The sequence below is a fragment of the Pseudomonas paraveronii genome (genome assembly GCF_963681955.1).
GTDB lineage: Bacteria > Pseudomonadota > Gammaproteobacteria > Pseudomonadales > Pseudomonadaceae > Aquipseudomonas > Aquipseudomonas paraveronii.
Genome location: NZ_OY817130.1, coordinates 5,116,754 through 5,137,786 on the forward strand (window position 1 = coordinate 5,116,754; position 21,033 = coordinate 5,137,786).

A 21,033-nucleotide genomic window follows, 5' to 3' on the forward strand; every position below is an offset into this window, starting at 1 on the left:
GGCGTTTTTTATTGTCTGAATAGTCTGCAATTACCCGGCTACAGATTCAGCCGAGCGGCTAAAGAGTCGGCATACTCCTGCCATTGATCCAGCACCTGGCACTGAAACGGTGTGGCACTAACAGCCAACTCATTACGCGCCCGCTTAAATGCTTCCAAGGTATTGGGGGCGCCCCATTCACCCTCTGACAAGCGTTGTTGACAGAAAAGTTTCCAGCGTTGTTGCTCCTCGCTATTCAAGGTTTCAGGAAAGTTGCGCGCACGGTAGCGAAATAATAATTCGGGCAAACGCTGATCATCAAAGGGCCACTGCTGCCGCGCCAATTGCGTCGGCTCTGCCGCGCGGACTTGTTCGCATAAACGACGGTCGCGATCACCGATAAAACCATCGTAGAGCTGCTGCTCCGGGTCCGAACTCGGCGCAAAATCCTCCTCGGCATAAATCGCCGCTAACTTGTCGCGCCAAACTTCCTGTGCGTCAGTTAGCCGCAGCGCCCGTGCCTGATAAGCGTCCATATCCAATTGCAGCCGTTCACGGTCTTGCGCCCGCAGCACATTCAATGGGGCCACCACCGGGCAGCGGTTGATATGCAACAACTTGAGCGGTACCGGCAACTCGCCTTCGGCCAGATCATCACGACGGGTGTAGAGGCGCTGACGCAAGGTATCGGCGTCGAGATCCAGCAGCCCCTGCGGATCAAGGCCCAGGTCACAGACGATCAATGCGTTGCGATTGCGCGGGTGCCAGGCCAGGGGCAGTACGACACCCAGGTAATGGCGCTCGGCAGAAAAACGCCCGGAGATATGCACCATCGGTTGCAACAGCCGCACCTGATCCATCACCCGTTGCTTGCTGCGCAACTGGAATAGCCAGTCGTACAGCTTGGGCTGTTTTTCACGGACCAATCGGGCCAAGGCAATGGTCGCGCGCACATCGGACAACGCATCGTGGGCCTGGCCATGGGCGATACCGTTGGCGTCGGTCAAACGCTCCAGCTTGAGCGTCACGCGCCCATCCTGCTCGGGCCAGACGATCCCCTCCGGACGCAGCGCGTAGGCGGTACGCACCACATCGATCAAGTCCCAGCGGCTGTTACCGCCCTGCCATTCACGCGCATAAGGGTCGAAGAAATTGCGATAAAGACTGTAACGGGTCATTTCATCGTCAAACCGCAGGGTGTTGTAACCCACCCCACAGGTACCGGGAGCCGCCAGTTCGGCATGTACCCGCGTCATGAAATCGGCTTCGGCCAAGCCCTTTTCCGCCAGTATGCGCGGGGTGATGCCGGTGATCGCACAGGCTGCCGGATGGGGCAGGATATCGTCGCTGGGATGGCAATACAGATTGACCGGCGGGCCAACCTCGTTGAGGTCGACGTCGGTGCGAATACCGGCGACCTGGAGGGGGCGATCGCTGCGCGGGTTGATACCGGTGGTTTCATAGTCGTACCAAAAAAGAGTGGTCACGGTCTATTCCTGTGCTGAAGATCGACGAAGTCTAGGCGCTGGAAGGTGCCTGAGGCCAGAGCCATATGCACTGTATAAACATCCAGCAAAACCTTGAGTGGTTGCTTCCCTCACCGACACTGCTAGCATCCGTATCTTCCAACCGCCCTGCACTGCCAAGGATCGCGATGCCATCAGCTCCATTGGATACCCGTTACCAGATCGAGACCCCGGAGGGCATTGACCTACCCTTGCGCCCGGCCGGCCTGCTACCACGTGTACTGGCCTTCGCCTTCGACCTGGGCGCGCGCGGGTTGCTCATGGGCATCCTGCTGGTTCCGTTGGCCCTGCTCGGCAATATCGGCATAGGGCTGGGCTCATTGCTGCTGTTCCTGGTCAGTTGGTGGTACATGGTGCTGTTTGAAGTACTCAATCAGGGCTGCTCGCCAGGCAAGCAAGTCATGGGTTTGCGCGTGGTACAGGATGACGGCACGCCCGTCGGCTGGTCAGCCTCACTCATCCGCAACCTGCTGCGCTTTGTCGACATGCTGCCTTTCGGCTACTTTCTCGGCGCCATCAGTTGCCTGCAGCATCCTAACTTCAAACGGCTCGGCGATCTGGCGGCCGGCACGCTGGTGGTCTACCGCGAACTGCCATTGGCACGCCCCAGGGTGCCGCAGGCCCCTGCCCTGCGCCTGCCATTTGCCCTGGACCTGAGCGAACAGCGCGCCATTCTCAATTTCGCCGAGCGCCAGGGCGAACTGTCCGCCGAGCGAGTGCAGGAACTGGCCTCGATCCTCGCCACGCCCCTGCAGGTGTCCCCGGCTCGCGCCGTCGAGCAGCTCAACGGCGTGGCCCGTGGTTTGCTGGGGCCGACATGAAACAGAGCCTGTTCGAAAGTCGTCACCAGCCCCAATGGCAAGCATTCGCCGAACAACTGACGCAGTTGGAACAAGGCAAGGCCAAGGCCGAAGAGCTGGCTGACTTCCCTCACCACTATCGGCGCCTGTGCCAGCACCTGGCCCTGGCTCAGGAGCGCGGCTATAGCAGTTACCTGGTCGACCCGCTGCAACAACTGGCCCTGCGCGGCCACCAACAGCTGTACCGCCACCGCAGCCAATTGGCGGCGAACGTATTGAGTTTCCTGCTGGCCGATTTCCCCCGGCTGGTACGTGAACAGTGGCGCTTCGTGTTGATCGCCAGCCTGCTGTTCTTCGGCAGCCTGGTGGGTATTGCGCTGCTGGTGTACCTGTTTCCCGAACTGATCTACAGCATCGTCAGCCCCCAGCAGGTGGCCGAGATGCAGAGCATGTATGACCCCGACGCCAGTCGCCTGGGCCGCGTCGCCGAACGTGCATCCAGTGAAGACTGGATGATGTTCGGCTACTACGTGATGCATAACATTGGCATCGCCTTCCAGACCTTTGCCGCCGGCTTGCTGTTTGGCCTGGGCAGCGTGTTCTTTCTGATTTTCAACGGTCTGATCATCGGCGCGATTTCCGGGCATCTCACTGAAATCGGCTACGGCCAGACCTTCTGGTCGTTTGTCATCGGCCATGGCGCCTTCGAACTCAGCGCGATTGCGCTGGCTGGCGCGGCAGGCTTGCAGTTGGGCTGGGCGTTGATCGCTCCGGGGCACCTGACACGAGGGGAGTCGCTGCGGCTGGCGGCGCGTAAAAGCGTGCAGATGCTCTGCGGTGTCATGCTGTTCCTGCTGATCGCAGCTTTTATCGAAGCCTATTGGTCCTCCACCACCGCGATCGCGCCTTGGGTCAAATACCTGGTGGGTGCCGGACTCTGGCTACTGGTGGCCACCTACCTGACCTTTGCCGGACGGACTCGCCATGCGCCTGAGTGATTCCAGCGTGGTGATTCGCCCTCGAACATCATGGGAAGCCATGGACTTGGGCGTGTTAATGGCCCAGGAACATCGACTGCTGCTGATGACCAGTTGGGCGTTGGTGAGCCTGCCGATATTCATCGTGCTTAGCGTTCTGTTATGGCAATACCCGTCCACGGCCATGTTCGTATTCTGGTGGTTGAAGCCGGCCTTCGACCGTTTGCCCCTGTATATCCTGTCCAAGGCTCTGTTTGGCGAAACGCCTAGCCTCAAGCAGGCCGTGCGTCACTGGCCGCGCCTGCTCAAAGGCCAACTCCTGGCCAGCCTGACCTGGCGGCGACTGAGCCTGAGCCGCAGCTTTTTGATGCCGGTCAGCCAACTCGAAGGCCTGGATGGCAAGGCGCGTCAAAAACGCCTGGGTGTGTTGCAACAACACAACGCCGGCGCGGCGCGCTGGTTGACCACCCTCGGGGTACACTTGGAGATCGGCCTGTGGTTCGGCTGCATGGCACTGTTCTATCTATTCATCCCCCAGCAGGTTGAACTGGATTGGGACTGGCAGCGGCTGGCGCTGGCGACAGGCCCGGAGGGGCTGTGGTTGGAACACCTGAGCAACGCCTTCTACGCGCTGGTCCTGGTGTTCTGGGAACCGATCTACGTCGCCTGCGGTTTCAGCCTGTACCTCAACCGCCGCACCGTGCTGGAAGCGTGGGACCTGGAACTGGCCTTTCGCCGCCTGCGTCAGCGACTGAGCAGCGTGGCGCCACTGGTACTGCTGGTGATCGGGCTGATGCTGCTGCCGCTGGGCCGGCCCGCCATGGCCGATGACTCGACCCCCATCCGGCAAGTCACCCCCCAATCCGCCAACCAATCGATCAAGGCGCTGCTGGACAAGCCGCCGTTCAAAAATCCGGAAACCGTGACCCGCTATCGCTTCGGTGACGAAAAAACCAACGTCAAGCCCAAGGCACACGGTGACGGCAAGCTACCGGTCTGGCTGCAAGCACTGCTGGACAACTTCAACAGCAACACCTTCAAGCACCTCGCCCAAGGCCTGGAGTTGCTGCTGTGGAGCCTGCTGGCGGGCGGCGTGGCCCTGCTGATCTGGCGTTATCGCGAGTGGCTGCACACCTTTGTCAGCCGGCGCGGGCCACGCAAACCCAAGCTCGCCAAACCGGTACCCACGCAATTGTTCGGCCTGGAACTGGGCGCCGAAACCCTGCCCGCTGACATTGCCAGCACCGCCGAGCAACTATGGCCCACGCACCCCAGGGAAGCCTTGGGCCTGTTGTATCGTGGGCTGCTCAGCCGGTTACTGCACGACTTCAACCTGCCACTGAAAAACGCCGACACCGAAGGCCAGGTACTGGAGCGCGTTCAGCGCTTGCAACAACCGCAACTGCAGGCATACAGCGATGAACTGACCCGGCACTGGCAAAACCTTGCCTACGGGCACCGCCTTCCTCCCGCAGTGGTGCAGCAGCAACTGTGCAGCGATTGGCGCGCCCTGTTCAACCCGGGAGCAGCCCGATGAACCGGCCATTGTTGTGGGTGGGGTTGTTGCTCGCATGCCTGCTGGGGGCAGGCGGCCTGTATGTGTGGCACAAGGCAATTCCTTATGACGAAGTCGTGGATCGCGGCCCTTCACCGGAGGCATTGGGCAATCCCTACCTGGCAGCCGAACACTTTCTGCGCGAGCAAGGCCTGGTGGTGGACCACGCCAACGGCCTTGAACGACTGTCCGATCTGCCCCCAAAAGATCGCAGCCTGTTGCTGCTGGCCGAACGCGGCAACATGACCCCGCGCCAGGTGGATCAACTGCTGGACTGGACAAAGTCTGGTGGTCACCTATTGGTGGTGGCCGAAGCGCTGTGGGATGAAGAAACAGATAAAAGCGGCGACCTGCTGCTCGATCGCCTGTACATCCACCAGACCTTGAGCGACGAACCCGACCAACTCGCTCCGGCACGCAAAAAGAAAGAGCCAGACCTGACCAAACTCTATGTCGACAATGAAACGGCCCCGGCGTATTTCAGCTTCGATACCGACTTCAACCTGACCGATCCCAAGCATCTGGCCCAGTTTTCGGCCAACAGCGCCAAGTCCAGCCACCTGATGCAACTCAATCTCGGGCAAGGCAGTGTGACAGTAGTCACCGACAGCGACTTATGGAAAACCCCGGGAATCGGCAAACACGATAACGCCTGGCTGCTGTGGTACCTGAACCAAGGCACGCACGTGACCCTGCTGTTCAACAGCGACGTGGACGATCTGTTCACCTTGTTGATGCGCTATTTCCCCCAGGCGCTGGCGGCACTCGCCGCGCTGATCGCCCTGGCGCTCTGGCAGGCCGGCATACGCCAAGGCCCGATCCAGGCGCCAGCGCCCAAGGCACGCCGGCAACTGCAGGAACACTTGGAGGCCAGCGCCGACTTCCTGCTGCGCCGCAGCGGCCAGGGTCCCCTGTTACACGCCTTGCAGCGCGATATCCTGCGCGCCGCCCGGCGGCGCCACCCAGGCTTTGAACACCTCGACACCGCAGAACAGTGGCAGGTGCTTGAACACCTGACGCGCCAACCCTCTCACGTGATCAGCCAGGCCCTCGGCCCACTTGCGGCAAAACGGCTTTCCAGCGCCGATTTCAGCCGCCAGGTGGCGTGCCTGCAAACTCTCAGGAATGCCCTATGAGCGAACTTCCAACGGCCACTGCCCTGACCACCGACACCCTGCAACACGCCAGCCGCCAAGCCCAGGCTCTGCGCGTTGAACTGCGCAAGGCGGTGATTGGCCAGGACCAGGTGATCGATGACGTACTCACCGCCTTGATCGCCGGCGGCCACGTGCTGCTTGAAGGCGTACCCGGCCTGGGCAAGACCTTGCTGGTGCGGGCCCTGGCCCGTTGCTTTGGCGGCGACTTTGCGCGCATCCAGTTCACGCCGGACCTGATGCCCAGCGATGTCACCGGCCACGCGGTGTACGACCTGCACACCGAACAGTTCAAGCTGCGCAAGGGGCCGTTGTTTACCCACCTGTTGCTGGCGGACGAGATCAACCGAGCGCCGGCCAAGACCCAGGCCGCCTTGCTCGAAGCCATGCAGGAGCGCCAAGTCACCCTTGAGGGTGAAGCGCTGCCCATCGGCCAACCGTTCATGGTGCTGGCCACCCAGAACCCTATTGAGCAGGAAGGCACCTACCCGCTACCCGAGGCCGAGCTGGACCGTTTCATGCTCAAGGTGCGCATGGACTACCCTGATTCCCAGCAAGAGCTGGAGATGGTGCGCGAAGTCACGCGCTCATCTCGGGCCGACATGCTCGACGTACAGCCGCTGCGCACCGTGCTGCAAGCCGAGGACGTGCTGCAACTGCAACAGATCGCCAGCGAACTGGCGCTGGATGAGCAAGTGCTCGATTACGCCGTGCGCCTGGCACGAGCCACCCGCAGTTGGCCGGGGCTGACCATCGGTGCCGGCCCACGCGCCTCCATCGCCCTGGTGCGCGGCGCCCGAGCCCGCGCCTTGCTGCGCGGGGGCGAGTTCGTCACCCCGGACGACATCAAGGGCTGCGCCCTGGCGGTGCTGCGTCATCGGGTTCGCATCGCCCCCGAACTGGATATCGACGGGCTGGAAGTGGATCAGGTACTCCAACAACTGCTGGACCAGATTCCGGCACCTCGGCAATGAACCCTCCATGAAGCCGACCCGTCTGCTGTTGATCTGGCTCGCCGTGCTGCTGGGCCTGAATATTCTGCTGGGCACTGCACAGGCGTTGCAGTTGCGGGTGCCTGACAGCCTGCATTCGGTGGCCTGGGGCCTGCTGCTGGCCCTGTTGCTGCTGGCGCTATTGGACGCCATGCGTCTTCGCCGCCGTCCGTCCCCACGGGTCCAACGGCAGATGCCCGGCAGCCTGGCACTGGCTCGCTGGGGCGAAGCACGCCTGACGCTTGAACACGATTACCCACAGCCGCTGACTGTACGGGTGTTCGATCACGTCCCCGACGGCCTGAGCATGGAAAACATGCCGCAGTCCATCGAACTGCGCCCCGGTGAGCGCAGCGAACTGGGCTATCGGCTGCGCCCCTTGCGGCGTGGCCACTTCTGTTTCAGTCGTTGCGAACTTCACCTGCCCAGCCCCTTCGGGTTGTGGTCCGCGCGGCGCTTTGTCGAGGTCAGCGATGCAACCCGGGTCTATCCGGATTTCGCCCGTCTGTATGGCGCACAGCTATTGGGTGTGGATAACTGGTTGAGCCAGTTGGGCGTGCGTCAGCGCCAACGACGAGGGTTGGGACTGGAGTTTCATCAACTGCGCGAGTTTCGGGAGGGCGACAGCCTGCGGCAGATCGACTGGAAAGCCACCGCGCGCCAACGCACGCCGATCGCTCGGGAATACCAGGACGAACGCGACCAGCAGATCGTGTTCATGCTCGATTGTGGTCGGCGCATGCGCAGCCAGGATGCCGAACTTTCCCACTTCGATCACGCCCTCAACGCCTGCCTGCTGCTCAGTTACGTCGCCTTGCGCCAGGGCGATGCGGTCGGGCTGTGCACCTTCGCCTGTGACCAGCCGCGCTACCTGGCTCCCGTCAAGGGCACCGGGCAATTGAACCTGTTGCTCAACACCGTCTACGACCTGGACACCACCCGACGCGCGGCCGACTACGAGGCCGCGGCCAACCAACTGCTGGCTCGGCAGAAACGCCGGGCGCTGGTGATCGTGGTGAGCAACCTGCGGGATGAGGACGATGAAGCGTTACTGACGGCGGTCAAACGCATCAGCCGGCAACACCGGGTACTGGTCGCCAGCCTGCGTGAAGAAGTACTCGACCAACTGCGCCTGTCGCCCGTGCAAACCCTGCCCGAAGCGCTGGCCTATAGCGGCGCCGTCGACTACCTCAATCAACGCGACGAACTGCATGACCGCCTGAGCGCTCACGGGTTGTCGGTACTGGATACGCCACCCTCGGAATTGGGCGCCGCCCTGGTGACACGCTACCTGGGCTGGAAAAAAGCTGGCGTACTGTGAAAGCAACACACCCCGGCGTGGGTCGCCACACCCAAGTCGGGGTGACTGCGCGCAATGTCTAAGCGGACGCCTGTAAGGGGTCAAAACTGAAGTACCGCAGCAAGGCTTTGATCAGTTGACCGTATTCTGCAGGCGCCTCAACCACACTGAAGCCTGAGTCGTAATGCTGGGGATTGATGTCCTCATAGCTCCATAAACAGGTCGCCGTGAAATCAACTGCCTGGAAATCGCCGCCAGCCGTGGGAATCTTCAAGCGCAGCTCGAACTCCGCGTCGACCATCATCGGCAATTGACTGATCAACATCAGCCCTTCTGCAGAGACGTTACCCAAGTAACCAATGGGCTTGTCCGTAAGCCGGTTGAACACTTGCAGGAAACAAGACAATTGATGCCGCTCAATTCGTCGGTTGGTAAACATGCTGATATCGCCATCCATTGGCCATAACTCTGGCCGCGCCAGTGATTCGGAACGGGCCTAACACCCCCGCTCTCCCTGGAGATCGGTGCGACAACAGCTAGCGCTTTGCCACTCTACCGCCTGCCAATCCCAAGTATTCCATCCGCTCGAACACAAACTTGTACAAACGAACATTCAAAGAATAGCCCAAGACTGGTGACGAGCCAGCTATAGAATGACAAATATCATCACAACGACGCAGGACGTGGCTGCGCAACGCTCGCACCGGGGTAATGCCCCAGTTGCTGCAGGGTATCGAGGCGCGCGCGGGCCCGGTAGGCGTACTCGCTGGACGGATACTGGTTGATGATGAACTGATAGGTTTGCACCGCGTCGACGAACAGCTTCTGCCGCTCCAGACACTGCCCGCGCAACATCGAGACCTCCGGCTGCACATAGCGCCGAGTGCGACTTTCACGGTCGACCTGGGACAATTCCAGGGTGACGCGCTCGCAGTCACCGACCCCATACGCACGGTAGGCGTTGTTCAAATGGTGGTCCATCGACCAACGGGTACAGCCGACAACACTGACGGCCAGGGCAGCAATGAGCAAAATTCGCATGAGGGTTCTCCTGTCTCGTGCAGTGTATCGACCCCTCGTCAAAAATCTTCAAGGATGTTCATCTAATCAATCATAGCGAAAAGCGAATCGCCGATAAGTAGTGCAAACGAACAATGACTACAACCAAAGAGCATAGTAGCCTTCCCCAGCGCTTGAACTCAGGAGTCTGTGCATGTCCGTCCGTCGCACCAAAATCGTCGCCACCCTTGGCCCGGCCAGTAACTCGCCGGAAGTCCTCGAACAGCTGATTCTGGCTGGTTTGGACGTTGCCCGTCTGAACTTCTCCCACGGCACCCCGGACGAGCACAAGGCTCGCGCCAAGCTGGTGCGTGACCTGGCCGCCAAGCATGGTCGCTTCGTCGCACTGCTGGGTGACCTGCAAGGCCCGAAAATTCGTATCGCCAAATTCACCGACAAGCGGATCGAGCTGAAGATCGGTGACACGTTCACCTTCTCCACCAGCCACCCGCTGACCGAAGGCAACCAGCAAATCGTGGGTATCGACTACCCGGACCTGGTCAAGGATTGCGGCGTCGGCGACGAACTGCTGCTGGACGACGGCCGCGTGGTCATGCGAGTCGACACCGCCAGCGTCACCGAACTGAACTGCACCGTGATCATCGGCGGCCCGCTGTCGGATCACAAAGGCATCAACCGTCGCGGTGGTGGCCTGACGGCGCCGGCCCTGACTGAAAAAGACAAGGCCGACATCAAGCTCGCCGCCGAAATGGAAGTGGACTACCTCGCGGTGTCCTTCCCACGCGACGCCGCCGACATGGAATACGCCCGCAAGCTACGCGACGAAGCTGGCGGCACTGCCTGGCTGGTGGCGAAGATCGAACGCGCCGAAGCCGTGGCCGATGACGAAACCCTCGACGGCCTGATCATGGCGTCCGACGCCGTGATGGTTGCCCGTGGCGACCTTGGCGTGGAAATCGGTGATGCTGAACTGATCGGTATCCAGAAGAAAATCATCCTGCACGCACGCCGCCACAATAAAGCGGTGATCGTGGCGACCCAGATGATGGAGTCGATGATCCAGAACCCGATGCCGACCCGCGCCGAAGTGTCCGACGTGGCCAACGCCGTGCTCGACTACACCGACGCCGTGATGCTCTCGGCTGAAAGTGCCGCTGGCCCATACCCGCTGGAAGCCGTCCAGGCCATGGCGCGTATCTGCATCGGTGCCGAAAAGCACCCGACCAGCAAGACCTCCAGCCACCGCATCGGCAAAGTGTTCGAAAGCTGTGACCAGAGCATCGCCCTGGCCGCCATGTACACCGCCAACCACTTCCCTGGCGTCAAAGCGATCATCGCCCTGACCGAAAGTGGCTACACGCCGTTGATCATGTCCCGCATCCGTTCCTCGGTGCCGATCTACGCGTTCTCCCCGCACCGCGAAACCCAGGCCCGCGCGGCGCTGTTCCGTGGCGTCTACACCGTACCGTTCGACCCGGCGTCGTTGCCGCCTGAGCAAGTCAGCCAGGCTGCCATCGACGAACTGCTCAAGCGTGGCGTAGTGGAGAAAGGCGACTGGGTCATCCTGACCAAGGGCGACAGCTACCACACCATCGGCGGCACCAACGGCATGAAAATCCTGCACGTTGGCGACCCAATGGTCTGAGTGATCCGCTGAAAAACCAAAGCCCCGCCCTGTGAATGGCGGGGCTTTTTGCTTTGCAGCACACGGTAATGGGCTTGCCTGCGATGGCGTCATCAGCGCCCGGCAATCGACCGGGACAGGAACACATCGGCCAGCAGTTGATTGCGCGGCAGCCCCGCCAGGAACAGGCGCTTGGAAAACGCCTCGACGCTGGCCGGATGCCCGCAGAGCAAGGCCAGCGTTTGCCGGGAAACCAGCCGCAGTTGCGCCAATGCCGGGGTCAAGTCCGCCGCCGTCCACAGCTCCACCGTCAGGTTCGGATGGCGGGCGGCCAGCGCTGCCAGGGGCTCGGCCAAGTAGTGACCGCTGGCATCGTGGGCCAGGTGAATCACGCGGATCGCGCCTTGATGATCCTGGCGCAATGCCTCCCGTAACACCCCCCACAACGGGCCAAGGCCGGTGCCGGAAGCCAATAGCCACAGCGGCCGGGATTGCCAGTCGGGGTCGTATTGCAGCGCGCCGCCGCGCAGTTCGCCCAGGCGCAGGCGGTCACCGACGCGCAACTGTCGAGCGGCATCGCTGAATGCGCCGGGCTGACGGCAATCGAGATGAAACTCCAGGAACGGATCTTCCTGAGGCAGGCTGGCCAGGGAATACGGGCGCGCCACCGGCCCCGCCCACAGCACCAGATGCTGCCCGGCCCGGTAGCGCAGGCCGCGCTCCGGTTGCAGGCGCAAGCGCAACACCTGCGCGCTCAACCAATCCACGCCCACCACCTCGGCCGACACGCCGTCACGGCTCGGATCAAACGCTTCGACCTGCAGGTCCGCCGTCACCCGGCACTGGCAGGCCAGGCGCCAGCCATCCTGGCGTTGCGCCGGGCTGAGGGCGTCGGGCTGCAGGTCCTCGACCTCGCCCCGGCAACGTACCAGGCATGCATGGCAACTGCCGGCGCGGCAACTGTAGGGCACGGCGACGCCGGCCTGGTTCAGGGCATCCAACAGGTTGCTGCCGGTGGAGACCGACCAGTGGCGTTCGCCGACGTGCAGTTCAGGCATACAAGGTCTCGGATCAAAAAATGCGTACACAGGGAATCACGCCCGGCAGAGTTTGACCATAGTCGGGTGTATCGGCCACCGTGCCGGGTTATACTGCCGCGCCTTTTTAGCGTCGCGCCAGCATCACTCGGCGTGCCTTGGAAAGGTGGTTTCAGCCGACCGATACACCCTACTGAAGCCGCCTTTATTGAATGTTCCCTTATAGAGGAGCGCGACTCATGACCGTGATCAAGCAAGACGACCTGATTCAGAGCGTTGCCGACGCCCTGCAATTCATTTCCTACTACCATCCCGTTGACTTCATCCAGGCAATGCACGAAGCCTACCTGCGCGAAGAATCGCCAGCAGCCCGTGACTCCATCGCCCAGATCCTGATCAACTCGCGCATGTGTGCCACCGGCCACCGCCCGATCTGCCAGGACACCGGTATCGTCACCGTGTTCGTGCGCGTGGGCATGGACGTGCGTTGGGACGGCGCCACCATGGGCCTGGACGACATGATCAACGAAGGCGTGCGTCGCGCCTACAACCTGCCGGAAAACGTCCTGCGTGCTTCGATCCTCGCCGATCCGGCAGGCGCGCGTAAAAACACCAAGGACAACACCCCGGCGGTGATCCACTACTCCATCGTCCCGGGTAACACCGTGGAAGTGGATGTGGCCGCCAAGGGCGGTGGTTCCGAGAACAAGTCGAAAATGGCCATGCTCAACCCGTCCGACTCGATCGTCGACTGGGTGCTCAAGACCGTTCCGACCATGGGCGCCGGCTGGTGCCCACCGGGCATGCTCGGCATCGGCATCGGCGGCACCGCCGAGAAAGCCGCCGTCATGGCCAAGGAAGTGTTGATGGAATCCATCGACATCCACGAGCTGAAAAAGCGCGGCCCCTCCAACCGTATCGAAGAGATGCGCCTGGAGCTGTTCGAGAAGGTCAACCAACTGGGTATCGGCGCCCAGGGCCTGGGTGGCCTGACCACCGTGCTCGACGTGAAGATCATGGACTACCCGACCCACGCCGCCTCCCTGCCAGTGTGCATGATCCCCAACTGCGCCGCCACCCGTCACGCGCACTTCGTGCTCGACGGTTCGGGCCCGGCATCGCTGGAAGCACCCTCGCTGGACGCCTACCCGGAAATCGTCTGGGAAGCTGGCCCGTCGGCCCGTCGCGTCAACCTCGACACCCTGACCCCGGAAGACGTGCAGAGCTGGAAGCCGGGCGAAACCGTATTGCTCAACGGCAAGATGCTCACCGGTCGCGACGCCGCGCACAAGCGCATGGTCGAGATGCTGAACAGGGGCGAAACCCTGCCAGTGGACCTCAAAGGTCGCTTCATCTACTACGTTGGCCCGGTTGATCCGGTGCGCGATGAAGTGGTTGGCCCGGCTGGCCCGACCACTGCGACGCGGATGGACAAGTTCACCCGTCAGATCCTCGAGCAAACCGGCCTTTTGGGCATGATCGGCAAATCCGAGCGCGGCCCGACCGCCATCGAAGCGATCAAGGACTACAAGGCCGTGTACCTGATGGCCGTGGGTGGTGCTGCTTACCTGGTGGCGCAAGCCATCAAGAAGTCGCGCGTTGTCGCCTTCGCCGAACTGGGCATGGAAGCGATCTACGAGTTCGAAGTGAAAGACATGCCGGTCACCGTTGCGGTGGACAGCAAAGGCGAATCCGTCCACATCACCGGTCCTGCCATCTGGCAGAAAAAGATCAGTGAAAGCCTGGCGGTAGAAGTGCAGTAAGCGCTTCTTCGCACCGATAAAGGCGACTGCGGCTACACAGCCCAGTCGCCTTTTTTATGGCGCATGCTATGGTGCTCCCCCCTAATTGCAGCTGTTCATACCCGTATGATCGCAATCCCCCGTCCACTGCGCCTGACCGCCTACTCCCTATTGATCATCGCCGGTGCGGTGCTGGCCGCCGCCTTGGCCACGCGCCACGCCGAACGCCAGGCCCTGGTCGACGATGCCGCACGCGCCAATCAGCAGCTCATGCTATACGGCAACTCGTTGCACACCCTGATCGAACGCTACCGCGCGCTGCCCGCCGTGCTGGCGCTGGATTCGGAAATGATCAGCGCGCTGAAAGGCCCGCTGGATGCCGCGACCCAGGACGTGCTCAACCGTAAACTGGAACGTATCAACGGCGCCGCACAGTCCTCCACATTGGAACTGATGGACCGCACCGGCCTGGCCGTGGCCGCGAGCAACTGGAACCTGCCGAGCAGCTACGTCGGGCACAATTACGCGTTCCGGCCATATTTCAGCCAGACCCGGAGCCAGGGCACCGGGCGCTTTTATGCGGTCGGGGTGACCACCGGCGTGCCGGGGTATTTCCTTTCCAGCGCAGTGCTCGATGAACACGAGCAGTTCCTCGGTGCCATGGTGGTCAAGCTGGAATTCCCCGAACTCGAGCGTGAATGGGCCCAGGGTAACGACCTGCTGCTGGTCAGCGACGCCCGCGGTATCGTGTTTATCGCCAACCAGCCGGGCTGGCGTTATCGCAACCTGCGCCCGCTGTCGGCTAGCGACCTGGCCGAACTACAGGCCACCCGCCAATACGACAAGAAACAATTGCAACCGCTGAAGACCCAGACCCTGCAACGTTTCGACGAAAACAGCCACCTGATGCGCGTCAACGGCCCCGATGGCAACGCCAATTACATCTGGGAATCCCTGCCGCTAAAGGCCGAAGGCTGGACCTTGCACCTGCTGCGCAAACCTCAGTTCCCCTTCGAAGACCAACGCAACGCCGGCCTCGCTGCCGCCGGTTCGTGGCTGGCATTGGTGTTCCTGGTGCTGTTTCTGACCCAGCGCTGGCGTCTGGCCCGCATGCGCCAGCGCAGCCGCGAAGAGCTCGAACAGCTGGTCGAGGAGCGCACCCAGGCGCTGCGCACGGCCCAGGATGGCTTGGTGCAATCGGCCAAGCTGGCGGCGCTGGGGCAGATGTCTGCGGCCCTCGCCCATGAAATCAACCAGCCACTCACCGCGCAGCGCATGCAATTGGCGACCCTGCGCCTGCTGCTGGACCATGGCCGCGTGGGCGATGCCTACAAGGCGCTCACGCCACTGGACGACATGCTCACGCGCATGGCCGCGCTAACTGGCCATCTCAAGACATTCGCCCGCAAGAGCCCCAGCGGCCTGCGCGAACGCCTGGACCTGGCCAAGGTGGTCGACCAATCCCTGGAGTTGCTCGACGCACGCCTGCGCGATGAAGGCATCGGCACCGTGCTGGACCTGACCCGTCCCGCCTGGGTCCGTGGCGACGCGATCCGCCTGGAACAGGTACTGATCAACCTGCTGCGCAATGCCCTCGACGCCATGGCCAACAAACCGCGCAAACGCCTGGAAATCCGCCTGCATGCCGATGAGCAACTGTGGCAGTTGACCGTCAGCGACAGCGGTGGCGGCATCGCCGAAGAACACCTGAACAGCGTGTTCGACCCCTTCTTCACCACCAAACCCGTGGGCGATGGGCTCGGCCTGGGGCTGGCGGTGTCCTACGCTATCGTGCACGAACTGGGTGGGCGCCTGTGCGTCGCTAACCGTGGCGACGGCGCGGTGTTTACCCTGACCCTGCCCATCGCGCTGGAGACGCCGGAGCTATGTTGAACGCGGTGATTGTGATCGATGACGAAGCCAGCATTCGCACGGCCGTCGAGCAATGGTTGAGCCTGTCGGGATTTGAAGTGCAGTTGTTCAGTCGCGCCGAGTCATGCCTGGCGCAACTGCCCAAGGACTTTCCCGGGGTGATTTTGAGCGACGTGCGCATGCCCGGTCTCAGCGGCCTGGAACTGCTGGCCGAAGTGCGGCGGCGCGATGCCGACTTGCCGGTGATCCTGCTGACCGGCCATGGCGATGTGCCGATGGCCGTCGAAGCCATGCGCGACGGAGCCTACGACTTCCTGGAAAAACCCTTCAGCCCCGAAGCCCTGCTCAACAGCCTACGCCGCGCCCTCGATAAACGCGGGCTGATCCTGGAAAACCGCCGCCTGCATCAACAGGCCGATCATCGGACACAATTGGAAAACAGCCTGCTGGGCGTGTCCCGCAGCTTGCAGAACCTGCGCCGCCAGGTGCTGGACCTGGCGACACTCCCAGTCAATGTACTGATCCGCGGCGAGACCGGCAGCGGCAAGGAACTGGTCGCCCGCTGCCTGCATGACTTCGGCCCGCGGGCGAAGAAAGCCTTTGTCGCGCTCAATTGCGCGGCGATCCCCGAGCAGTTGTTTGAAGCCGAGCTGTTTGGCCACGAGAGCGGCGCGTTTACGGGGGCCCAGGGCAAGCGTATCGGCAAGCTGGAATACGCCCACGGAGGCACGCTGTTTCTGGATGAAATCGAAAGCATGCCCCTGGCCCAGCAAGTCAAATTGCTGCGCGTGTTGCAGGAGCAGAAGTTGGAGCGGCTGGGCTCCAACCAAAGTATCCACGTCGACCTGCGCATCATTGCCGCGACCAAGCCGGACCTGTTGGACGAGGCCCGCGCCGGGCGTTTTCGCGAAGACCTGGCCTATCGGCTGAACGTCGCGCAACTGCGCCTGCCGCCCCTGCGCGAGCGTCGTGAAGATATACCGCTGCTGTTCGATCACTTTGCGCAAAGCGCCGCCGAACGCCTGGGCCGCACCGTTGAACCGCTGAGTGGCGCGCAACTGGGGCGCCTGCTCAGCCATGACTGGCCGGGCAACGTGCGCGAACTGGCCAACGTCGCCGAACGCCAGGTGTTGGGGCTTGGCGAGCCAGAGCCCGAAGGCATCGAGGCCGGGCAATCATTGGCGGCGCAACAGGAAGCCTTCGAGGCCCACTGCCTGAAAGCCGCACTGACCCGGCACAAAGGCGATATCAAGGCAGTGCTGGCCGAGCTGCAACTGCCCCGGCGCACCTTCAATGAGAAGATGCAGCGGCATGGCTTGGTGCGCGAGAGGTTTCTCTAGGGCGTTCTTTGTGTTGCTTTCAAAGACCCCATCGCCGGCAAACCATAAGCGGATTTCCGCTCAACCAGCCCAAAACCATCAGCGGCTTTCCGCTCAAAAAAACCTGCAAACCCTTCTAGACCGGGCCTTCCCCCACCTGGCACAGCTCCTGCTATAGCCCCAATCAGGCTGTGCTCAGGCACGCTCCATAAAAACAACTATCTGAAGGATCCTTCAATGGATAACTCCAATACCTTGCCTCTGGGGTCGGCGGCTGCGCCGGCGAAAGAACGCACCACCTCCAGCCGCATCAAATCGATCTTCAGCGGATCGGTCGGCAACATGGTCGAGTGGTACGACTGGTACGTCTACGCGGCTTTCTCGCTGTACTTCGCCAAAGCCTTCTTCCCCAAAGGCGACACCACCGCCCAACTGCTCAACACCGCTGCGATCTTCGCCGTGGGCTTCCTGATGCGCCCGATCGGCGGCTGGTTGATGGGCCTGTATGCCGACCGCGCCGGGCGTAAAGCCGCGTTGATGGCCTCGGTACTGTTGATGTGCTTCGGCTCGCTGATCATCGCCCTGAGCCCGGGCTATGAAACCATCGGCGTCGGTGCGCCGATCCTGCTCGTGTTCGCCCGCCTGCTGCAAGGCTTGTCGGTCGGTGGCGAATACGGCACCTCGGCCACTTACCTGAGTGAAATGGCGACCAAGGAGCGTCGCGGTTTCTTCTCCAGCTTCCAGTACGTGACCCTGATCTCCGGCCAGCTCATTGCCCTGGCGGTGCTGATCGTGCTGCAACAGACCCTCACCACCGAGCAACTGTACGATTGGGGCTGGCGTATCCCGTTCGCCATCGGCGCCCTGTGCGCAGTGGTCGCGCTGTACCTGCGGCGCGGCATGGAAGAAACCGAGTCGTTCACCAAAAAGGAAAAAGCCAAGGAAAGCGCGATGCGCACCTTGATGCGCCACCCCAAGGAACTGATGACCGTGGTCGGCCTGACCATGGGCGGCACCCTGGCCTTCTACACCTACACCACCTACATGCAGAAGTACCTGGTGAACACCGTCGGCATGAGCATTTCCGACTCCACCACCATCTCGGCGGCGACGCTGTTTCTGTTCATGTGCCTGCAACCCCTGGTCGGCGCGCTGTCGGACAAGGTCGGCCGGCGTCCGATCCTGATCGCCTTCGGCATCCTCGGCACACTGTTCACCGTGCCGATCCTCACCACTCTGCACACCATCCAGAGCTGGTGGGGCGCGTTCTTCCTGATCATGGCGGCGCTGATCATCGTCAGCGGCTACACCTCGATCAACGCGGTGGTGAAGGCGGAACTGTTCCCCACCGAAATCCGCGCGCTGGGCGTGGGCCTGCCGTATGCCCTGACCGTATCGATCTTCGGCGGCACCGCTGAATACATCGCACTGTGGTTCAAGAGCATCGGCCTGGAAACCGGCTACTACTGGTATGTGACTGCGTGTATCGCGGTGTCGTTGGTGGTCTACGTGACCATGAAGGACACCCGCAAGCATTCGCGGATCACCACTGACTAACGGCTGGATGCGGTAACGAATGTGGGAGGGGGCTTGCTCCCTCCCACACGTGCAATCAGGACAACTCTGCCACTTCGCGCCGCACATAGCGCCGCTGCGCATACGAAGCCCCAACAATCATCACCACCAGCACCGCCGCCAACACCGCCGACGAGCCGATAGTGCCGAAGTCCAGCCCGCCCTTGGCATGGGGTTTGGTCAGGAAGTCGCCCAGGGTCGCACCAAACGGCCGGGTCAATACGAACGCCACCCAGAACAGCAATACCGACGAAATCCGCGTGAAGTACTTGAGCGCCACCACCACCGCGATGGTCGAGCCGATCAACAAGGCACCACCGGCGAAGCCGAGCCCCGAATCGTCGGCAAGGAAGTCGCCCAGAGCAGTGCCCAAGGTGTTGGAGAACAGGATCGCCATCCAGTAGAACAACTCGCCGCGAAAGGTTTGCACCTTGTTCACGTTCAGCGAATCACCGCTGAGGTGCCACAACGCGAAGATGATCATCAGGATCACGATCAGGATCATCGACCCCGCGGCGTAGCCCAGGCCGAGGCTGCGGTCCATGAAGTCGGACATGGTGGTGCCGGCGGTGCTGGTGGACAGGATCACAATCCAGTACAGCACCGGGTTGTAGGATTTCGACCAGAGTTGCGTCACCAGGGTGACCAGGAACACGCCGATCAGGATCATCGAGCTGATGGCATAACCGACGTTCAGGGTCATCGACAGCAAGTCCCCGGCGGTTTCGCCCAGGGTCGTCGCGCAGATTTTCATGACCCAGAACGCCAGGGTGATCTGAGGAAGTTTGTTCATGCAGTGCAAGGCTCCGAAGCTCAATCTATCAATGGGCCGACTTATAGGGGGGTGTCGACCTGGCGCGCAGACTGAACGGGGCGCTGTGAAAAATAGGTGGGCGCTGAATGAAAATTCCATAGCGCCAATGGAAATTCACCGCCATGGCTTGCACTATGACGGCCCCCAGAAAAGCGCAGCAGGAACCTCGGCGATGTCTGACGATAGCTATTACTACGAACCCGCCAACGGCCACGGCCTGCCCCATGACCCGTTCAATGCCATTGTTGGCCCACGGCCGATCGGTTGGATTTCGTCCCACGACAGCCAAGGTCGCCTGAACCTGGCGCCCTACAGTTTCTTCAATGCGTTCAACTACATTCCGCCGATCATTGGGTTTTCCAGCGTCGGGCGCAAAGACAGCCTGAACAATATCGAACAGACCGGCGAGTTTGTGTGGAACCTGGCCACCCGCCCGTTGGCCGAGCAGATGAACCAGAGCTGTGCCGCCGTACCGCCAGAGGTGAATGAGTTCGAGTTGTCCGGCCTGACGCCGGTGGCCTCGAAGATCGTCGGCGTGCCGCGGGTGGGCGAGAGCCCGGTGTCGTTCGAGTGCAAGGTCACGCAGATCATCCAACTGCAGCGCGCCGACCAGGTACCGGTACCCAGTTGGCTGGTGCTGGGCGAGGTGGTCGCGGTGCATATTGCCAAGTGGCTGCTCAAGGATGGGATCTACGACACCGCCGCCGCCGAACCGATCCTGCGTGGCGGCGGCCCGGCGGATTACTTCCAAGTGGGCCCTGAGGCGCTGTTCAAAATGTATCGCCCAGGCGCCAACAAACCCTGACTGCAGTGCAATAAAAAATGTGGGAGGGGGCAAGCCCCCTCCCACATTAGTTGGCGCCGGTTGCCCAGGCCAGTTGGCCGTCTTGATCCACATCGACCAGACACTCAAGGTGCAGCGTCGCCGCATCGTCGGCATCGGACGCCGTCTTGAACCTCTGTCCATCCAGGATCTTGTGAAACTGCGGTGCGCCCATACCATCCAGCGCCTTGACGGCGACGGCGGCGCTGTAGCCCCCTTCGCCCGGTACTACGGCGGAAACGGCTTCGTGGTGAGCAAATTGTTTACGTGCCATGTTGCAGGTCCTGGCCAATGGAAAGTCGGCCATTCTAAACCCTAACCGGCGAGTTGCAGGTACTCGCCGTAGGCATTGGCGGCGGATGCATCGGTGAAAGTCTGGAAGTCCATGCTGCGCACGACCATGTCGTTCAACAGCTCGGAGAAGATCATCAGGGCCGGCGAGTTGAAGTAGGCACTCATCGCCTGTTCGCTGCTCCAGAAGCCCGAGACCAGCCAGACATCAGGGTCGACCTGGGAATGCTGCAACGAAAATTGCAGGCAACCCTGAGCCTGACGGCCCGGTTCGATCAAACTGCTCAAGCGAGCACCGAGTTCGGTGCTGCAACCGCTGCGGGCGCGGATAAAGGCCATATGGCTCGCGGGAATGGGGGTGGACATATTCGACTCTCCCGTTGAGAAGTGATGCTCGGCAAGCACGGTGAGGGCGTGTTGCCACAGGATCAAAGATAACGGCGCAGGTCGAGGCGCGGTTAGTCGATTCCTGCCGGCTTATTGCACAATCCTGCGAAAAGCGTAGACAGAACGATTGCCCGCCGGTTTTATTCCACAGGCAGACGCCATATTTCAGGGCGATGACCGTTCTCCTGCTTGCCTGATTCACGATGTGCCGCAGGATCAGGCAAGGATTGTGCAGAATCGACATAC

19 protein-coding genes are annotated in these 21,033 nt (G+C 61.7%); 12 read left to right on the forward strand and 7 right to left on the reverse strand.

Translation table 11 applies throughout. The annotated features are described in order from the left end of the window. Window positions 1–38: 38 nt before the first annotated feature. A complete protein-coding gene (sbcB, locus tag U5A08_RS23615; protein WP_321848845.1) occupies window positions 39–1,466 on the reverse strand; it encodes an exodeoxyribonuclease I in 1,428 nt (475 codons plus the stop codon). Window positions 1,467–1,633: 167 nt separating this feature from the next. Here sbcB and U5A08_RS23620 point away from each other — a divergent pair, with 167 nt between their 5' ends. From U5A08_RS23620 to U5A08_RS23645, 6 genes are read left to right on the forward strand one after another with little or no spacing between them, the layout of a single operon-like run. Further along, window positions 1,634–2,326, forward strand: coding sequence for an RDD family protein (locus U5A08_RS23620; protein ID WP_253398491.1), 693 nt, complete (start codon window positions 1,634–1,636; stop codon window positions 2,324–2,326). Continuing rightward, entirely contained in the window at window positions 2,323–3,303 is a 981-nt protein-coding gene (locus U5A08_RS23625) for a stage II sporulation protein M (RefSeq protein WP_253398493.1), read from the forward strand. The genes U5A08_RS23620 and U5A08_RS23625 overlap by 4 nt, the downstream gene beginning before the upstream one ends. Beyond that, window positions 3,290–4,819, forward strand: a complete 1,530-nt coding sequence (locus U5A08_RS23630; protein WP_253398494.1) for a DUF4129 domain-containing protein — start codon at window positions 3,290–3,292, stop codon at window positions 4,817–4,819. The genes U5A08_RS23625 and U5A08_RS23630 overlap by 14 nt, the downstream gene beginning before the upstream one ends. Continuing rightward, a complete protein-coding gene (locus U5A08_RS23635; RefSeq protein WP_253398496.1) occupies window positions 4,816–5,973 on the forward strand; it encodes a DUF4350 domain-containing protein in 1,158 nt (385 codons plus the stop codon). Before U5A08_RS23630 ends, U5A08_RS23635 begins: the two co-directional genes overlap by 4 nt. Further along, complete coding sequence (locus U5A08_RS23640; RefSeq protein WP_247399667.1) at window positions 5,970–6,965, forward strand: AAA family ATPase; 996 nt, start codon at window positions 5,970–5,972, stop codon at window positions 6,963–6,965. The genes U5A08_RS23635 and U5A08_RS23640 overlap by 4 nt, the downstream gene beginning before the upstream one ends. Window positions 6,966–6,972: 7 nt before the next feature. After that, window positions 6,973–8,304 (forward strand): DUF58 domain-containing protein, encoded by a 1,332-nt coding sequence (locus tag U5A08_RS23645; RefSeq protein WP_321848853.1) that lies wholly within the window; start codon window positions 6,973–6,975, stop codon window positions 8,302–8,304. A 58-nt stretch (window positions 8,305–8,362) separates the two neighbouring features. On the opposite strand, the gene U5A08_RS23650 is transcribed toward U5A08_RS23645, so the two are convergent. Beyond that, complete coding sequence (locus U5A08_RS23650; RefSeq protein WP_253400436.1) at window positions 8,363–8,722, reverse strand: PilZ domain-containing protein; 360 nt, start codon at window positions 8,720–8,722, stop codon at window positions 8,363–8,365. Between the two features lie 227 nt (window positions 8,723–8,949). Further along, window positions 8,950–9,324, reverse strand: coding sequence for a tetratricopeptide repeat protein (locus U5A08_RS23655; protein ID WP_247399671.1), 375 nt, complete (start codon window positions 9,322–9,324; stop codon window positions 8,950–8,952). A gap of 172 nt (window positions 9,325–9,496) precedes the next feature. Between U5A08_RS23655 and pyk the strand changes: the two genes are divergently transcribed. Beyond that, on the forward strand, window positions 9,497–10,948 hold the full coding sequence (pyk, locus tag U5A08_RS23660) for a pyruvate kinase (RefSeq protein WP_253398501.1): 1,452 nt from the start codon (window positions 9,497–9,499) through the stop codon (window positions 10,946–10,948). Between the two features lie 92 nt (window positions 10,949–11,040). Here pyk and U5A08_RS23665 read toward each other — a convergent pair whose 3' ends face one another. Next, entirely contained in the window at window positions 11,041–11,985 is a 945-nt protein-coding gene (locus tag U5A08_RS23665) for an iron-sulfur-binding ferredoxin reductase (RefSeq protein ID WP_253398503.1), read from the reverse strand. A 218-nt stretch (window positions 11,986–12,203) separates the two neighbouring features. Between U5A08_RS23665 and U5A08_RS23670 the strand changes: the two genes are divergently transcribed. The 4 genes from U5A08_RS23670 to U5A08_RS23685 all read left to right on the forward strand — a co-directional run bounded on the left by U5A08_RS23670 (window position 12,204) and on the right by U5A08_RS23685 (window position 18,454). After that, entirely contained in the window at window positions 12,204–13,727 is a 1,524-nt protein-coding gene (locus U5A08_RS23670) for a fumarate hydratase (protein WP_253398505.1), read from the forward strand. A gap of 105 nt (window positions 13,728–13,832) precedes the next feature. Then, the gene (locus tag U5A08_RS23675; protein ID WP_321848856.1) at window positions 13,833–15,599 is read left to right on the forward strand and encodes a sensor histidine kinase; all 1,767 of its coding nucleotides are present in this window, start codon (window positions 13,833–13,835) and stop codon (window positions 15,597–15,599) included. Then, window positions 15,593–16,918 carry a sigma-54-dependent transcriptional regulator gene (locus tag U5A08_RS23680; RefSeq protein WP_321848857.1) on the forward strand — a complete coding sequence of 442 codons (1,326 nt, stop codon included), beginning with the start codon at window positions 15,593–15,595 and terminating at the stop codon, window positions 16,916–16,918. Before U5A08_RS23675 ends, U5A08_RS23680 begins: the two co-directional genes overlap by 7 nt. A 216-nt stretch (window positions 16,919–17,134) precedes the next feature. After that, window positions 17,135–18,454, forward strand: coding sequence for an MFS transporter (locus U5A08_RS23685; protein WP_321848858.1), 1,320 nt, complete (start codon window positions 17,135–17,137; stop codon window positions 18,452–18,454). 55 nt (window positions 18,455–18,509) lie between these two features. Here U5A08_RS23685 and U5A08_RS23690 read toward each other — a convergent pair whose 3' ends face one another. Beyond that, complete coding sequence (locus U5A08_RS23690) at window positions 18,510–19,265, reverse strand: COG4705 family protein (RefSeq protein WP_253398519.1); 756 nt, start codon at window positions 19,263–19,265, stop codon at window positions 18,510–18,512. A 193-nt stretch (window positions 19,266–19,458) separates the two neighbouring features. On the opposite strand from U5A08_RS23690, the gene U5A08_RS23695 reads away from it, so the two are divergent. After that, window positions 19,459–20,091, forward strand: a complete 633-nt coding sequence (locus U5A08_RS23695; RefSeq protein WP_321848860.1) for a flavin reductase family protein — start codon at window positions 19,459–19,461, stop codon at window positions 20,089–20,091. Between the two features lie 46 nt (window positions 20,092–20,137). Here the strand turns inward: U5A08_RS23695 and U5A08_RS23700 are convergent, their stop codons facing one another. After that, complete coding sequence (locus tag U5A08_RS23700; protein WP_321848861.1) at window positions 20,138–20,416, reverse strand: hypothetical protein; 279 nt, start codon at window positions 20,414–20,416, stop codon at window positions 20,138–20,140. Window positions 20,417–20,424: 8 nt separating this feature from the next. Then, the gene (locus U5A08_RS23705; protein WP_253398525.1) at window positions 20,425–20,766 is read right to left on the reverse strand and encodes an antibiotic biosynthesis monooxygenase family protein; all 342 of its coding nucleotides are present in this window, start codon (window positions 20,764–20,766) and stop codon (window positions 20,425–20,427) included. Between the last annotated feature and the right edge of the window lie 267 nt (window positions 20,767–21,033).

Bases quoted from the DNA above. Each gene is read 5' to 3' on its own strand.
- U5A08_RS23620 (WP_253398491.1), top strand. From the start codon at position 1,634: ATGCCATCAGCTCCATTGGATACCCGTTACCAGATCGAGACCCCGGAG.
- U5A08_RS23625 (WP_253398493.1), top strand. From the start codon at position 2,323: ATGAAACAGAGCCTGTTCGAAAGTCGTCACCAGCCCCAATGGCAAGCA.
- U5A08_RS23630 (WP_253398494.1), top strand. From the start codon at position 3,290: ATGCGCCTGAGTGATTCCAGCGTGGTGATTCGCCCTCGAACATCATGG.
- U5A08_RS23635 (WP_253398496.1), top strand. From the start codon at position 4,816: ATGAACCGGCCATTGTTGTGGGTGGGGTTGTTGCTCGCATGCCTGCTG.
- U5A08_RS23640 (WP_247399667.1), top strand. From the start codon at position 5,970: ATGAGCGAACTTCCAACGGCCACTGCCCTGACCACCGACACCCTGCAA.
- U5A08_RS23645 (WP_321848853.1), top strand. From the start codon at position 6,973: ATGAAGCCGACCCGTCTGCTGTTGATCTGGCTCGCCGTGCTGCTGGGC.
- U5A08_RS23650 (WP_253400436.1), bottom strand. From the start codon at position 8,722: ATGTTTACCAACCGACGAATTGAGCGGCATCAATTGTCTTGTTTCCTG.
- U5A08_RS23655 (WP_247399671.1), bottom strand. From the start codon at position 9,324: ATGCGAATTTTGCTCATTGCTGCCCTGGCCGTCAGTGTTGTCGGCTGT.
- pyk (WP_253398501.1), top strand. From the start codon at position 9,497: ATGTCCGTCCGTCGCACCAAAATCGTCGCCACCCTTGGCCCGGCCAGT.
- U5A08_RS23665 (WP_253398503.1), bottom strand. From the start codon at position 11,985: ATGCCTGAACTGCACGTCGGCGAACGCCACTGGTCGGTCTCCACCGGC.
- U5A08_RS23670 (WP_253398505.1), top strand. From the start codon at position 12,204: ATGACCGTGATCAAGCAAGACGACCTGATTCAGAGCGTTGCCGACGCC.
- U5A08_RS23675 (WP_321848856.1), top strand. From the start codon at position 13,833: ATGATCGCAATCCCCCGTCCACTGCGCCTGACCGCCTACTCCCTATTG.
- U5A08_RS23680 (WP_321848857.1), top strand. From the start codon at position 15,593: ATGTTGAACGCGGTGATTGTGATCGATGACGAAGCCAGCATTCGCACG.
- U5A08_RS23685 (WP_321848858.1), top strand. From the start codon at position 17,135: ATGGATAACTCCAATACCTTGCCTCTGGGGTCGGCGGCTGCGCCGGCG.
- U5A08_RS23690 (WP_253398519.1), bottom strand. From the start codon at position 19,265: ATGAACAAACTTCCTCAGATCACCCTGGCGTTCTGGGTCATGAAAATC.
- U5A08_RS23695 (WP_321848860.1), top strand. From the start codon at position 19,459: ATGTCTGACGATAGCTATTACTACGAACCCGCCAACGGCCACGGCCTG.
- U5A08_RS23700 (WP_321848861.1), bottom strand. From the start codon at position 20,416: ATGGCCGACTTTCCATTGGCCAGGACCTGCAACATGGCACGTAAACAA.
- U5A08_RS23705 (WP_253398525.1), bottom strand. From the start codon at position 20,766: ATGTCCACCCCCATTCCCGCGAGCCATATGGCCTTTATCCGCGCCCGC.